This is a genomic window from Nocardioides sp. GCM10023255 (assembly GCF_042653125.1).
Classification (GTDB): domain Bacteria; phylum Actinomycetota; class Actinomycetes; order Propionibacteriales; family Nocardioidaceae; genus Nocardioides.
The window spans coordinates 15356-27304 of record NZ_JBHSHU010000010.1; the positions used below are offsets into that span (position 1 = coordinate 15356).

Annotated in this window: 15 protein-coding genes; 8 read left to right on the plus strand and 7 right to left on the minus strand. The window is 72.0% G+C overall.

The window, feature by feature from the left end:
• Positions 1-53: 53 nt before the first annotated feature.
• From ACFO9I_RS16640 to ACFO9I_RS16670, 7 genes are all read right to left on the minus strand, one after another.
• Positions 54-1100, minus strand: a complete 1047-nt coding sequence (locus ACFO9I_RS16640) for an ATP-binding protein (protein WP_379182834.1) — start codon at positions 1098-1100, stop codon at positions 54-56.
• Positions 1101-1109: 9 nt separating this feature from the next.
• Positions 1110-1466, minus strand: coding sequence for a hypothetical protein (locus tag ACFO9I_RS16645; RefSeq protein ID WP_379182835.1), 357 nt, complete (start codon positions 1464-1466; stop codon positions 1110-1112).
• A gap of 90 nt (positions 1467-1556) precedes the next feature.
• Positions 1557-2369 (minus strand): TrmH family RNA methyltransferase, encoded by an 813-nt coding sequence (locus ACFO9I_RS16650; protein WP_379182837.1) that lies wholly within the window; start codon positions 2367-2369, stop codon positions 1557-1559.
• Entirely contained in the window at positions 2366-2752 is a 387-nt protein-coding gene (rplT, locus tag ACFO9I_RS16655) for a 50S ribosomal protein L20 (protein ID WP_379182839.1), read from the minus strand. The genes ACFO9I_RS16650 and rplT overlap by 4 nt, the downstream gene beginning before the upstream one ends.
• Positions 2753-2825: 73 nt before the next feature.
• The gene (gene rpmI, locus ACFO9I_RS16660) at positions 2826-3020 is read right to left on the minus strand and encodes a 50S ribosomal protein L35 (protein WP_379182841.1); all 195 of its coding nucleotides are present in this window, start codon (positions 3018-3020) and stop codon (positions 2826-2828) included.
• Between the two features lie 83 nt (positions 3021-3103).
• Positions 3104-3826 (minus strand): translation initiation factor IF-3, encoded by a 723-nt coding sequence (infC, locus tag ACFO9I_RS16665; protein ID WP_379182843.1) that lies wholly within the window; start codon positions 3824-3826, stop codon positions 3104-3106.
• Between the two features lie 283 nt (positions 3827-4109).
• Positions 4110-4637 (minus strand): SseB family protein, encoded by a 528-nt coding sequence (locus ACFO9I_RS16670; RefSeq protein ID WP_379182845.1) that lies wholly within the window; start codon positions 4635-4637, stop codon positions 4110-4112.
• A 136-nt stretch (positions 4638-4773) separates the two neighbouring features.
• Between ACFO9I_RS16670 and ACFO9I_RS16675 the strand changes: the two genes are divergently transcribed.
• Genes ACFO9I_RS16675 through ACFO9I_RS16710 form a run of 8 tightly spaced genes read left to right on the plus strand, consistent with a single transcriptional unit; the run spans position 4774 to position 11946 of the window.
• On the plus strand, positions 4774-5589 hold the full coding sequence (locus ACFO9I_RS16675) for an ABC transporter permease (protein ID WP_379182847.1): 816 nt from the start codon (positions 4774-4776) through the stop codon (positions 5587-5589).
• A complete protein-coding gene (locus ACFO9I_RS16680; RefSeq protein WP_379182849.1) occupies positions 5577-6422 on the plus strand; it encodes an ABC transporter ATP-binding protein in 846 nt (281 codons plus the stop codon). Before ACFO9I_RS16675 ends, ACFO9I_RS16680 begins: the two co-directional genes overlap by 13 nt.
• Positions 6419-7483 carry an ABC transporter substrate-binding protein gene (locus tag ACFO9I_RS16685; RefSeq protein ID WP_379182851.1) on the plus strand — a complete coding sequence of 355 codons (1065 nt, stop codon included), beginning with the start codon at positions 6419-6421 and terminating at the stop codon, positions 7481-7483. Before ACFO9I_RS16680 ends, ACFO9I_RS16685 begins: the two co-directional genes overlap by 4 nt.
• On the plus strand, positions 7480-8505 hold the full coding sequence (locus tag ACFO9I_RS16690; RefSeq protein WP_379182853.1) for an ABC transporter substrate-binding protein: 1026 nt from the start codon (positions 7480-7482) through the stop codon (positions 8503-8505). Before ACFO9I_RS16685 ends, ACFO9I_RS16690 begins: the two co-directional genes overlap by 4 nt.
• Position 8506: 1 nt before the next feature.
• Positions 8507-9673, plus strand: coding sequence for an LLM class flavin-dependent oxidoreductase (locus ACFO9I_RS16695; protein WP_379182855.1), 1167 nt, complete (start codon positions 8507-8509; stop codon positions 9671-9673).
• Between the two features lie 40 nt (positions 9674-9713).
• A complete protein-coding gene (locus tag ACFO9I_RS16700; RefSeq protein ID WP_379182857.1) occupies positions 9714-10157 on the plus strand; it encodes a hypothetical protein in 444 nt (147 codons plus the stop codon).
• Entirely contained in the window at positions 10157-11374 is a 1218-nt protein-coding gene (locus tag ACFO9I_RS16705) for an amino acid deaminase/aldolase (RefSeq protein ID WP_379182859.1), read from the plus strand. The genes ACFO9I_RS16700 and ACFO9I_RS16705 overlap by 1 nt, the downstream gene beginning before the upstream one ends.
• A gap of 8 nt (positions 11375-11382) precedes the next feature.
• Positions 11383-11946 (plus strand): uridine kinase family protein, encoded by a 564-nt coding sequence (locus ACFO9I_RS16710; RefSeq protein ID WP_379182861.1) that lies wholly within the window; start codon positions 11383-11385, stop codon positions 11944-11946.
• Positions 11947-11949 lie beyond the last annotated feature (3 nt).

Here is an 11949-nt window from a genome sequence, read left to right on the forward strand (position 1 = left end):
CGGGCGGCGGGTCGCGACCGGGTTCTGCCCGCTGGTCGCGGCGGCGGCGTGGCCTAGGGCCGTCGGTCCTCGCTCGGCCAGGTGAGGGCGATCCGGGCTCCCCCGCCCGGCGCATCGTCGATGACGACCGTCCCGCCGTGCGCCCGGACCAGTCCGTTGACGATGTAGAGCCCCAGTCCGGAGCCGCCGCGAACGCTGTCCTTCCAGAACTTGGTGAAGACGCGGCGCCGCATCTCGGGCGGGATCCCGCTGCCCTCGTCGTCGACGACGAGGCGTACGCCGCGGCTGCCGTCCGCGTCGTCGGTGCCGACCGCTTCCAGCGCGACGCGCACGGTGCCGTCGCCGTGCCGCACACCGTTCTCCACGACGTTGGTGACCACCTGGGTGAACTTGTCCGGGTCCACGCTGATCTCGGGCAGCTCGTCGGGGATCTCGAGCTCGATCGGCCGGCTGGTGCTGGCGCGGACCGACTCGACCACCCGGGTGACCAGGACCGCCGCGTCGGAGGGCCGGGGGTAGAGCTGCAGGCGTCCGGTGTCGATGCGGGCCACGTCGAGCAGCTCCGCGATCAACCGGCTGAGCCGGTCGGAGTCCGAGGCCACCGTGGTCAGCATCAGCTTCTTCTGCTCGTCGCTGAGCTTGTCCCAGCGGTTCAGGAGCGCCTGCACGAACCCCTTGACGCCGGTGAGGGGCGAGCGGAGCTCGTGGGCGACGGTCGCCACCAGGTCGGACCGCTCCCGGTCCAGCCGGGCACGGCCGCGACCGGAGCGGATGCTGACCGCCACCCGGTCCACCGGCGCGCCCAGGGAGGGACGGTGGATCCGGGCCACCACGAGCACCTCGCTGCCGTCGGGGACGAGCCACGGCTGCTCCGGGACCGCGGTGCGGGTGCGCAGCCCGCGGTAGGGGCAGTTGGTGGAGAGCCAGTCGCGGCCCTCCTGGTCCGTCAGCGCCAGGACCTCGCCCAGCGGTCGGCCGAGCGCGTCCTCGGGACGGACGCCGAGGAGGAGCCCCGCCGCGCGGTTGACGGCCGTGACCGTGCCGGCCCCGTCCGCGAGCACGGCGCCGTCGGGCAGCGCGTCGAGGTCGGTGAACGTCACGCGCTCACCTTAGGCCGTGGGCGACCGCTCCGCGGCGGGCCGACTCTCGGCGCGCTCCTGCCCGTCCCGCTCCCCCACGGCCGTCAGGACCGACAGCCGCGCGGCCGGAACGGCCGTCAGCGCCAGCAGGACGGCGACCGCCGCGAGCGCGGGCTCGACACCGGCCCGCTCGGCGACGAAGCCCAGCGACGGCGTCGCCAGCAGCACCGGCCCGGTCTGCGCCAGCCCCAGTAGCGACTGGAACCTCGCCAGCATGCCCGGTGGCGTCGAGGTCACGAACGCAGGGAGCAGGGAGGTGGTGAGCAGGGACGTCCCGACGCCGACCAGGGTCTGGGCCACGAGCGCGACCACCAGGTCGCCGGTCACCGCGAACAGGGACACTGCGGCCGCGGCGACCAGGGGGCCCGGCCACCGCGAACCGACGGGGCAGCACGCCCCGGCGCGCGACCCTGAAGGTCAAGCCCGACGCTGTTGGCGCGCCGAGGCGTACAGGCAGAGCGCAGCGGCCGTGGACAGGTTCAGGCTCTCCGCCCGGCCGTGGATCGGGATGCGGACCCGGTGGTCCGCGAGCGCGGCGAGCTCGTCCGGCAGGCCCCAGGCCTCGTTGCCGAACAGCCAGGCGGTCGGCCCTGCGAGGAGGTCGTCAGCCTCGTCCAGGTCGACCTCGCCGGCGCCGTCCGCGGCCAGCACCGTCAGGCCCGCCGACCGGGCGGCCCGCACGGCCTCGGCAGGGTCGGGCTCCAGGGCCAACGGGACGTGGAACAGGCTGCCCACGCTGGCCCGCACGGTCTTGGGGTTGTAGGGGTCGACCGAGTGCCCGGCGAAGACCACCGCGTCCGCGCCGGCGGCGTCGGCACAGCGCACGACGGTGCCGGCGTTGCCCGGGTCGCGGACGTCGGCGCAGATCGCGACCAGCCGGGGGCGGCGGTCGAGGACGTGCCCGAGGGGGCGGTCCACGAACCGGCACAGCCCGACGACGCCGGCCGGCGAGACGCTGTCGCTCAGCGAGGCGAGCGCCTTGTCGTCCACCGGTGTCCACGCCGGCGCGGCAACCGCCAGCTCGGCGTACTCCTCGGTGGCGGCAGGCGTCGCGAAGACCTCGACGACGCAGCCAGGGACCGTCAGAGCGCCCTCCACGGCCTTCGGGCCGTCGGCAAGGAAAAGCCGCCGCTCGGCGCGAACCGAGCGGCGGCTGAGCTTGCGTGCTTCCTTGACCCGGGCGTTACCCACGGTCAGCGGGGTGCCCGAGGTCAGGGGAGCCACGATCAAGCAGAGACCTTGGGCGCGTTGACGTCCTCGGGGAGGGCGGCCTTGGCGGTCTCGACGAGCGCGTTGAACGCGGCGACGTCGTTGACGGCCAGGTCGGCGAGGATCTTGCGGTCGACCTCGACGCCGGCCAGGTTCAGGCCCTGGATGAAGCGGTTGTAGGTCATGCCCTGCGCACGAGCAGCCGCGTTGATGCGCTGGATCCACAGCTTGCGGAAGTTGCCCTTGTTCTTGCGCCGGTCGTTGTAGCTGTAGACCAGCGAGTGGGTGACCTGCTCCTTCGCCTTGCGGTAGAGGCGCGAACGCTGTCCGCGGTAACCGCTGGCGCGCTCGAGGACGACCCGGCGCTTCTTCTGGGCGTTCACTGCCCGCTTGACGCGTGCCACGTTGTTACTCCTTGTTGCTTGGTTCGGGGTGCGCTGGTCGCGACGGACCGGCGGTGGTTCAGGACGAGCTGGGTCAGAGACCCAGCATCTTCTTGGCGCGCGAGACGTCGGACTTGGCGAGCTCGGTGGTGCCCGTCATCCGACGCGTCACCTTCGAGGCCTTCTTCTCGAGGTTGTGGCGCTTGCCGGCCTTCTCGCGAAGGATCTTGCCCGAGCCCGTGACCCGGAACCGCTTGCCAGCACCGGAGTGCGTCTTGTTCTTCGGCATCTCTCTGCTCTCTATCTCGTGGTCAGGCCGCACCGGGGCGGCCGATCATGTCGTCAGCGTGGGTGACCCGGCGAGGCGCCGGATCAGGCCTCGATCTCGGGGTCGAGGTTCTCGGAGCGTCCGCGCTCCTTCTTCTTCGCCACCGGACCGGCGGCGTGCGCTGCGTCGCGCTCCGCCTTCTCGTCGGCCTCGAGCGCGGCGCGCTCGGCGGCCTTGCTCTCCTTGGCCGCCTTCATCTCGACCTTGGCGTCGGCCTTCTTCTTGTGGGGGCCGAGCACCATGATCATGTTGCGCCCGTCCTGCTTCGGGGCGGACTCGACGAAGCCCAGCTCGGTGACGTCCTCGGCCAGGCGCTGCAGCAGCCGGAACCCGAGCTCGGGACGGTGCTGCTCGCGGCCGCGGAACATGATCGTGATCTTGACCTTGTCACCGGCGCGGAGGAAGCGCACGACGTGACCCTTCTTGGTCTCGTAGTCGTGCGCGTCGATCTTCGGACGAAGCTTCATCTCCTTGATGATGACGTTCGTCTGGTTCCGGCGCGCCTCACGAGCCTTCTGGGCGTTCTCGTACTTGAACTTGCCGTAGTCCATGAGCTTGCAGACCGGCGGACGCGCCATCGGAGCGATCTCGACGAGGTCGAGGTCGGCCTCCTGCGCAAGGCGCAGCGCGTCGGCGGTGGGAACGATGCCGACGGTCTCGCCACTGGGGCCAACGAGACGGACCTCGGAAACCCGGATCCGGTCGTTGATTCGAAGCTCGGTGCTGATGTGTCCTCCTGATGGGAATCTGGCCGGAGGTCTCTGCACGTCCGGGCACCTGCCCGGAAATCAACAAAGGCTTCCGCTTGTCATCAAGCGGAAGCCAGTCGCGACACCTCTCCCGTGAGGGAAATGCATCACCGGGGGTCCTGCTCCGCGCGGTGCGCCGAACCTGACTCTCGGGACCGGACCCGACGACCTGGACGCCCGGGGGCGAGGCGGTCGGTGCGGGTGGGAGAACGTCGTGCCTGATCTCCGCTTGTTGGATCTGCTCCCCCACCTGCACAGGGCAGGCGAGGCAACTGATCGGTCAACACGGGATGTTAGCGGATCATTCCGGCTCGGGCCGAATCCAGGCCGAACGACCACCCACCCGGGCCGGGCGCCAGCCGGCCGCCAGACCCTGCAGGTCCTCCCCCTCGATCACGAGCGTCGTGGGGCCGGCGACGTCGACCACGAGCGCGGCCGCACCGTCCTGCAGCGCCGACTGAGCCGCGACCTGGGTCGTCACCGGCACCGGCCGGGCCTCGGGGTTCCAGGCCACCAGCGACCCGGTGCCCGTGAACGCCAGCAGCGCGAGCCGACCGTCGTTGCCCTGGAGGAGCACCGCGGCCATGTCGCTGGACTTGTCGTGGGCGAGCCCGGCGGCGTCGTGCTCCACCTCACCGAGGACGGCGACGACCGGGACCAGCAGCCTGGCGCGCTGCAGCGCCGTCAGCACGTCACCCCAGGCGGCGCGGGGGTCGGCGGCGTACGCCTCGAGTGCCCGCGACACCTCCTCGGAGACGCGGCCGTCGTCGCCGGCGAACCCGGGGTCGGGGATGCGGCGGCGCTCTCCGTCACCAGGGGGCTCGATCACCGCACCATTCTCCCCGACACGCGATCCAGCGGGCGTTCGGCACCCGCGGCTCACGATGTGACGTGATCCAGGACACGGGTCCAAAGTCGAGTGTTCCGCTTGATTTAAGTCTATTAAATCCGTAGACATGGCGACCATGTCGACGACAACCGTGGCGGCTCCACCCGCCCCCACCCCGACCCGGCGTCGGTCACGCCCCCGTGGCTCGCGCCTCTCGTTCCTGCGCAGATGGATCTCACCGATCGTCCTGATCGCCCTCTGGCAGCTGCTCAGCAGTGCCGGGGTCATCGACCCGAGGACCATCGCCTCCCCGCAGCAGATCGCGGCCACCGCCGCCGACCTGGTGCGTGACGGCACCCTCGGCGCAGCCACCCTGGTGTCCGTCCAGCGGGTGGCGATCGGCTTCCTGATCGGCGCGGTCATCGGGCTGGTCCTCGCCGTCCTCGCCGGCCTGAGCGGGCTGGGAGAGAACACGATCGACCCGCCGATGCAGATGCTGCGCACCCTCCCGCACTTCGGCCTGATCCCGCTCTTCATCATCTGGATGGGGATCGGCGAGGCACCGAAGCTGGCGCTGATCGCGATGGGTGTGGCGTTCCCGCTCTACCTGAACACGCTGGCCGGCATCCACGGGATCGACCGCAAGACCGTCGAGGCCGCCCGCGCGATGGGACTCACCTGGTCCCAGCGCATCCGGCACGTGGTCGTCCCCGGCGCGCTCCCCCAGACGCTCGTCGGGCTGCGCCAGAGCCTGGGCATCGCCTGGCTCTCGCTCATCGTCGCGGAGACCATCAGCGCCCACTCCGGGCTCGGCTACATGATCAACCACGCCCGCGACTTCCTCCAGACCGACGTGATCGTCGTCGGCCTGGCCGTCTACAGCCTGCTCGGTCTCGCGACCGACGCGGTTGTCCGATACCTCGAAGGCAGGGCCCTCACATGGCGCGGCTGAACACCACGACCAACAGGACCGGGACCCGCGAGCCCGGCGCCCCGACCGGCGGCACCCCGACCAGCGGCACCTCCGGCGAGTACGTCGCCCGGGTGACCGCGCACAACCGGTCGTTCGGCGACACCCACGTGCTGAAGTCGATCGACCTCGACATCCGGCCGGGCGAGTTCGTGGCCCTGCTCGGTCGCAGCGGCTGCGGCAAGTCCACGTTGCTGCGCAGCCTCGCGCGGCTCGACGCCGTACCCGCCGGCGAGGTCGCCATCTCCGGCCGCACCTCCGTCGCCTTCCAGGAGCCCCGTCTCCTGCCCTGGCGTCGGGTGCGCGAGAACGTGGAGCTGGCGCTCCTGAACTCCCCCGAACGTCGCTCCCGCGGGGACCGGGCTGCCCAGACGCTCGCCGAGGTCGGCCTGTCCGAGAAGCTCGACAGCTGGCCCAACGAGCTCTCCGGCGGGCAGGCCCAGCGCGTCTCGCTCGCCCGTGCCCTCGTCAGCAACCCGTCGCTGCTGCTCCTCGACGAGCCGTTCAGCGCCCTCGACGCGCTGACCCGCATCGAGATGCACCAGCTCGTGATCGACCTGTGGCGTCGCCACTCGATGGCGGTCCTCATCGTCACCCACGACGTCGACGAGGCGCTCGCCCTCGCCGACCGGGTCGTGGTGATGGACGAGGGCCGGCTCGCGCACAGCTGGCAGATCACCCTCCCCCGCTCCGACCGGGCACCGTCCCAGCCGGAGATCGCCGGGGCGCGCGCCCAGCTGCTCGACGCGCTGGGCGTGAAGCCGACCCCGCCGAACCCCAACCGAAACCCCCTGAACCGGCAAGGAGCCGCATGAACATCCACCGTCTGCACCGGTCGCAGCGCCGCAGGAGCAGCACCCGCCTCGCGGCAGCGGCCGGCATCGTCGCCGGCGCGCTGCTCCTCGCGGGCTGCGGCGGCGCCGCCACCGGCAACGAGGGTGCCGTCGAGAGCGACGGCTCCGTCGACCTGTCGAAGGTCACCCTGATCGTCGGCGACCAGAAGGGGACCAGCGCCCAGGCGCTGCTCAAGGCCGCCGGCCTCGACGACACCGACTACAAGATCCAGTGGCAGGAGTTCACCTCCGGGCCGCCGCTCCTCGAGGCGCTCAACGCCGGCTCCATCCACGTCGGGATGGTCGGCAACACCCCGCCGATCTTCGCGGCCGCCGCGAAGGGCACCTTCAAGATGGTCCAGGCCGTCACCTACACCGGCAAGGGCGACGTGATCCTGGTGCCGAAGGACTCGCCCATCAAGTCCGTCGCCGACCTCAAGGGCAAGGACGTCGCCGTCGCGGAGGGCAGCTCGGCGAACTACAACCTGCTGGCACAGCTCGACCACGCCGGCCTGGGCTACGGCGACATCAACGTCTCCAACCTCCAGCCCGCCGACGCCCTGGCCGCGTTCTCGTCCGGGCACCTGGACGCCTGGGCGATCTGGGACCCGTTCACCTCGCAGGCCGTCATCGACGAGGGAGCACGCGTGCTGGCCGACGGCAACGACCTCGTCAACGGCCTCAACTTCCAGGTGGCCTCCGACGCCGCGCTCGAGGACAAGGCGACCAAGGCCGCCCTGCAGGACTACCTGGGCCGGATCACGCAGGCCCAGCTGTGGGCCGGGCAGCACCAGGAGGAGTGGTCGAAGGTGTGGGCCGAGCAGACCGGGCTGTCGCCCGAGGTCACGCTCGCTGCCGCGAAGCAGCGCCCGGTGAGCGTCGTGCCCATCGACCAGGACGTCATCGACTCCGAGCAGGAGATGGCCGACGCGTTCACCGCGAACGACCTGCTGCCGGGGTCGGTCAACGTGTCCGACTACTTCACCGACGAGTTCAACGACCACATCGCCGAGCAGGCCGAGAAGAACGGAGGGGCAGCATGAGCACCCACCGCAGGAAGCGCACCCACCGCACGATCCTCGCGGCCGCGGCGGCCCTGCTCGGGCTGACGGCCCTCGCGGGCTGCGGCGGCTCGGCCACCGGGAACGAGGGTGCCGTCAACGACGACGGCTCGGTCGACCTCGACCAGGTGACCCTCATCGTCGGCGACCAGAAGGGTGGCTCCAAGGCGCTGCTCCAGGCCGCCGGACAGCTCGACGACGTGCCCTACAAGATCCAGTGGCAGGAGTTCACCTCGGGTCCGCCGCTGCTCGAGGCGCTGAACGCCGGGTCCATCCACATCGGCGGCGTGGGCAACACCCCGCCGCTGTTCGCGGCCGCGGCCAAGGGCACCTTCCAGGTCGTCCAGGGGGCGACGTACGGCGGGACCGGTGACGCGATCACCGTGCCGAAGGACTCCCCCGTCAAGAGCGTGGCGGACCTCGAGGGGAAGAAGGTGGCGGTCGCCGAGGGCAGCTCGGCCAACTACAACCTGCTCGCCCAGCTCGACAAGGCCGGTCTCGGCTACAAGGACGTGGAGGTGCAGAACCTGCAGCCCGCCGACGCGCTCGCCGCGTTCAGCTCGGGACACCTCGACGCGTGGGCCATCTGGGAGCCGTTCACGTCCCAGGCCGAGCAGGAGGCCGACGCCCGCGTCATCACCACGGGCAAGGGCCTGGTCAACGGCTACGTCTTCCAGGTCGCCTCGCAGGCGGCCCTCGACGACCCCGCCACCACGGCTGCGCTGAAGGACTACGTCGGCCGCATCGCCCGCGCGCAGGTCTGGTCGCAGACCCACAAGGAGGAGTGGTCGAAGGTCTGGTCCGAGGAGACCGGCCTGAGCCAGGACATCACGCTGGCAGCGACGAAGAAGCGCGACGTCGAGCTGGTGCCGATCGACCAGGACGTCATCGACTCCGAGCAGGGCATGGCCGACGCGTTCTCCGACAACGGCCTGCTCCCCGGCAAGATCGACGTGGCGCCCTTCTTCACCGACGACTTCAACTCCGAGACGACGGGGAAGTGACATGGGACTGAAGCTGCACTGGTTCCTTCCCACCTCAGGCGACAGCCGCTCGCTGGTCGGAGCGGGCCAAGGGGTGCCGCACGAGGTCCGGTCCGGGCTGCGCGAGACCGTGACGAACGGGTTCCGCGAGCCCACGATCGACTACCTCGCCGACGTGGCCCGCACCGCCGAGAAGCTGGGTTTCGAGGGCGTCCTCACCCCCACGGGGACCTTCTGCGAGGACGCCTGGCTCACCACCGCCGCCCTCGTCCGGGAGACGACCCGCCTGAAGTTCCTGGTCGCGTTCCGCCCCGGCGTCGTCAACCCAGTGCTCGCCGCCCAGATGGCGGCGGCCTACCAGCGGATCTCCGGTGGACGGCTGATGCTGAACGTCGTGACCGGCGGGGAGCCGAAGGAGCAGGCCCGCTTCGGCGACACCGCGTCCAAGGCCGTGCGGTACGCCCGCACCGAGGAGTTCCTCTCCGTGGTGCGCGGGACCTGGACGCAGGCGCCCTTCGACTTCGAGGGCGAGCACTTCCGCGTCGAGGGCGCCATGGTCAGCGGGGGCATCGACCCCGTCCCGGACATCTACTTCGGGGGCTCCTCCGGTCCGGCCGGGCCGGTGGCCGCCCGGCACGCCGACGTCTACCTCACCTGGGGCGAGCCGCCGGAGCTCGTGCGCGAGAAGATCACGTGGATGCGGGAGCTCGCGGCAGCTGAGGGGCGCGGCCTGCGCTTCGGGCTGCGGATCCACACGCTCTCCCGGGACAGCAGCGAGGAGGCCTGGCGGCACGCGCAGTGGCTGCTCGACGGGCTCGACCCGGCGACCATCGCGCGGGCCCAGGCCGCCCTCAGCGCCAGCGAGTCGACCGGCCAGCAGCGGATGCTGTCGCTGCGTGGCGGCAGGTCGTCGTACTCCACGGCGCGCGAGCTCGAGGTCGCCCCGAACCTGTGGTCCGGGGTCGGCCTGGTGCGCGGCGGCGCGGGCACGGCGCTCGTGGGGAGCCACGAGGAGGTCGCCGACCGGTTGGAGGAGTACCACCGGCTGGGCATCGACGAGTTCATCCTCTCGGGCTACCCGCACGTGGAGGAGGCGTACTGGTTCGCCGAGGGCGTGATGCCTGTCCTGCGCCGGCGCGGCCTGCTCGGCGGCGCCCTCGCCACCCCACCGGTGGTCGCGTCGGCGTGACTCTCCGTCCACGCCCCCAACGTTGTGCAACGCTGGGGGCGTGGACGACGTGACCTGGGCGGCACTCACGCTCACCCTGACCCTGCTCGGGGGGATCTGGACCTGGTTCTCCTTCCGCCGGCGCGGACTGGCCTCGGGGCTGCGCGCGGCTGCGTTCACGCTGCTGCCGATGGCGGCCTACCTGACCCGGACCCTGCGGATGTTCACCCGGATCGGCGAGGCGGTGGCCGACTGGGCCACCAGCCTGGTCCTCAATCCGTTCGTGTGGGTCGGCTTCGTCCTGGCCGGCGTCTCCGCGGCGCTCTTCGTGGTCTCCGGCATCCTCCGGGCCCGCGAGCTCGGCGGACGGCCGACCAAGCCCGGGAAGTCCGTCAAGCCCGGCAAGCGCGGCTCCGAGCTGCCGCCGGCCAAGCGCGGCGCGCCCGCCATCGACGACGACATGGCGGAGATCGAGGCACTTCTGCGCAAGCGCGGCATCTCCTGATGGCGCACTCCTTCGTCGACCGCAACCGGCTCTGGTCGCGGCTCGGCAGGGCCGTGGCCGAGCACGGCACCCCGTTGCCGACGCCGCTGATGGTGGTGGACCTCGACGCGTTCGACGCCAACGCCGACGACCTCGTGCGCCGCGCGCACGGGACGCCGATCCGGGTCGCCTCGAAGTCGCTGCGGGTGCCGGCACTGCTGGGTCGGGCGCTGGACCACGACGGCTTCCACGGCGTGCTGGCCTACACGCTCCGGGAGGCCCTCTGGCTCCACGAGCACCAGGTGGCGGACGACCTCGTGGTCGCCTACCCGACCGTGGACCGCGGCGCGCTCACCGAGCTGGTCGCCTCCCCCTCCGCGGCCGCCCACATCACGTTGATGATCGACGACGTGGCCCACCTCGAGGTCGTCGACTCCGTCCGGGCGTCACGGGCGGTGCCGGTGCGGGTGGCCATCGACGTCGACGCGGGGCTGCGGATGGCCGGCCAGCACGTCGGCCCGAAGCGGTCCCCGCTCCACGACACCGCGTCGGTCGTGGCGCTCGCACGCACGGTCGCGAGCCGCGACGGCTTCCGGCTGGTCGGGGCGATGACCTACGAGGGCCAGGTCGCCGGCCTCGCCGACGACGTGCCGTCCCAGCGGGCGCGGTCGGTCGTCGTACGCCGCATGAAGTCGCTGTCGCTGAGCCAGCTCGAGGCCCGGCGCCGGGAGATCTCCGAGACGCTGGCCGGGGTGGCGACGCTGGAGTTCTGGAACGCCGGCGGGTCGGGCTCGGTCGAGGAGTCCGCCCACGACCCGGTGGTCACCGAGGTCGCCGCCGGGTCCGGCCTGCTGGTCCCCACGCTCTTCGACCACTACCGCTCCTTCGACCCGCGCCCGGCGTCGTACTTCGGGGTCCCCGTCGTACGCCGGCCGACGCCGCAGGTCGTGACCGTGCACGGCGGCGGCCTGGTCGCGTCCGGCCCCGCGGGGGCCGACCGGCTCCCCACGCCGTGGGCGCCGGCCGGGCTGGAGCTCACCGGGCTCGAGGGCGCGGGCGAGGTCCAGACCCCGCTCAGCGGGCACGGCGCCACGCTACTGGAGATCGGTGACCTGGTGTGGTTCCGGCACGCCAAGTCCGGCGAACCGTTCGAGCACACGAACACCGTCCACCTGCTGAGCGGGGACTCCTTCGTGGACGCCGTCCCGACCTACCGCGGCCTCGGCCTGGCCTTCTGAGACCGGCCGTGGACACCGCCGGGCTGCTGCTCGAGCTCGCCGAGTCGCGCGCCCCCACGCTGGGCGGCGCGAGGCTGGTGTGCATCGACGGCCCCGCCGGGTCCGGCAAGACCACGCTGGCGGCGGCGGTCGCCGCGGCTCGCCCGGGGACGCCTGTCGTGCACATGGACGACCTGTACGACGGCTGGGAGGGACTCCCCCGCCTCGTCGACCAGCTCGCCGGGCTGCTCCGGCCCCTCGCCGCCGGCCGGCGGGGCAGCTACCGGCGCTACGACTGGCACGCGGGGCGCTACGCCGAGACGGTCACCGTCGGAGCCGCCCCGCTGGTCGTGCTGGAGGGCGTCGGCTGCGGGGCCCGGGCGCACGCCGACCTGGTCACGCTGCTCGTGTGGGTCCACGCCCCGGCCGACCTGCGACTGCGGCGCGGCCTCGAGCGGGACGGCGTCGCCCTCGAGGGGCGGTGGCGGCAGTGGATGACCGACGAGGCCGTGCACCACGTGCTCGAGGGGACGGAGGAACGCGCCGACCTGCTCGTCGACGGGACCGGGGTGGAGCCGCCGCAGGTCCGGTGACTC

Coding starts and splice junctions, on each gene's coding strand:
- ACFO9I_RS16690 (WP_379182853.1), top strand. CDS start 7,480: ATGAGCACCCACCGCAGGAAGCGCACCCACCGCACGATCCTCGCGGCC.
- ACFO9I_RS16685 (WP_379182851.1), top strand. CDS start 6,419: ATGAACATCCACCGTCTGCACCGGTCGCAGCGCCGCAGGAGCAGCACC.
- ACFO9I_RS16675 (WP_379182847.1), top strand. CDS start 4,774: ATGTCGACGACAACCGTGGCGGCTCCACCCGCCCCCACCCCGACCCGG.
- ACFO9I_RS16680 (WP_379182849.1), top strand. CDS start 5,577: ATGGCGCGGCTGAACACCACGACCAACAGGACCGGGACCCGCGAGCCC.
- ACFO9I_RS16705 (WP_379182859.1), top strand. CDS start 10,157: ATGGCGCACTCCTTCGTCGACCGCAACCGGCTCTGGTCGCGGCTCGGC.
- ACFO9I_RS16695 (WP_379182855.1), top strand. CDS start 8,507: ATGGGACTGAAGCTGCACTGGTTCCTTCCCACCTCAGGCGACAGCCGC.
- rpmI (WP_379182841.1), bottom strand. CDS start 3,020: ATGCCGAAGAACAAGACGCACTCCGGTGCTGGCAAGCGGTTCCGGGTC.